We start from the raw sequence: 920 nt of genomic DNA on the forward strand, positions 1-920 counted from the left end.
CAGTTGCAGCAGGGGACGTCGGTTGTCGGACTGGGTAACGACATTACAGTGCAGACCGAAGGTGTCGGTTTCATAAGGGGGCAGCCAGTTGCAGATCATGCCGAAATAAACGACGTTTTCCGGATTGTCGTGAAAGTGGCTTTGATAGTCGTTAAAACTCTTTTCGCTGACGGATACCCACACGCCGTATTCCAGCGTTTCCTCGTGCCCGATAATCGGAATAAGCAGCACCGCGCGGATAAAGCGGTCGGTTTGGTCGGGATAACGGATGATACAGAAATCAGAATCGCATTCCGCTTGATAAGCAATGCGTTCTTATTCACTGAGTTGGTCATAGGGAGCGGGAGTGGCAAAGCAGAGCGCCGGCATGTCTTCATGTTTTTCGCCGCAGGAAGTGCAAGTGTACATGATGGATTCCTTTTGAGTTTTGGGTGGGGCTGGTTTTCAGACGACCTGAATCATAGACAGGTTATATGCAGCTGCCCAAGGCTTTCAGTTCTTTTTTAACCACTTGCTTTTGCTCGTTGGTTTGGATAGTCAAAGATAAGAAAAAAGCATCGCAAGGGCTGAATTTGGACCAATGTTTTTTTACGGGGAAATGGCCTTTGGGCAGGTTGGAACTGTAATAATGGTCAGGTTCTTGAAACGCCAGTTTTAATCCGTATTTGTTTTGCCAGTCGCGCAGTTGCGCTTCAGTTGCGCCGATTGGAAGGCTGTCCAGCCGCTGCTGCCACATTTGTTGGCTGCGTTCCAATCCTTGGCGGTCGTAATCAATGCTAGAACCGCAAGCGGTAAGTGAAAGGCCGGTGATAAGTAACAATAGGGATGAGGTAAGGCGTACCATTTATGAATGTCCTTAGATGATGGTTTGGAACGATTGGCTTTCAGACGACCTTTTATGCTTTCGATTCATTCTGAGT

The 920-nt window shown here is 48.0% G+C and carries 3 protein-coding genes; all 3 read right to left on the minus strand.

Going from position 1 to position 920, the window contains the following annotated elements; genetic code table 11:
• Nucleotides 1-309, minus strand: a 309-nt coding sequence (locus ACTHUR_RS12435; RefSeq protein WP_440398793.1) for a DUF2199 domain-containing protein, incomplete at its 3' end; no start/stop codon positions are given.
• Nucleotides 310-315: 6 nt separating this feature from the next.
• Nucleotides 316-408 (minus strand): DUF2199 domain-containing protein, encoded by a 93-nt coding sequence (locus tag ACTHUR_RS12440; protein WP_440398789.1) that lies wholly within the window; start codon nt 406-408, stop codon nt 316-318.
• Between the two features lie 61 nt (nt 409-469).
• Entirely contained in the window at nt 470-844 is a 375-nt protein-coding gene (locus ACTHUR_RS12445; RefSeq protein ID WP_440398791.1) for a hypothetical protein, read from the minus strand.
• Nucleotides 845-920 lie beyond the last annotated feature (76 nt).

Source organism: Neisseria sp. P0021.S007, assembly GCF_051956855.1.

Coding starts and splice junctions, on each gene's coding strand:
- ACTHUR_RS12445 (WP_440398791.1), bottom strand. CDS start 844: ATGGTACGCCTTACCTCATCCCTATTGTTACTTATCACCGGCCTTTCA.
- ACTHUR_RS12440 (WP_440398789.1), bottom strand. CDS start 408: ATGTACACTTGCACTTCCTGCGGCGAAAAACATGAAGACATGCCGGCG.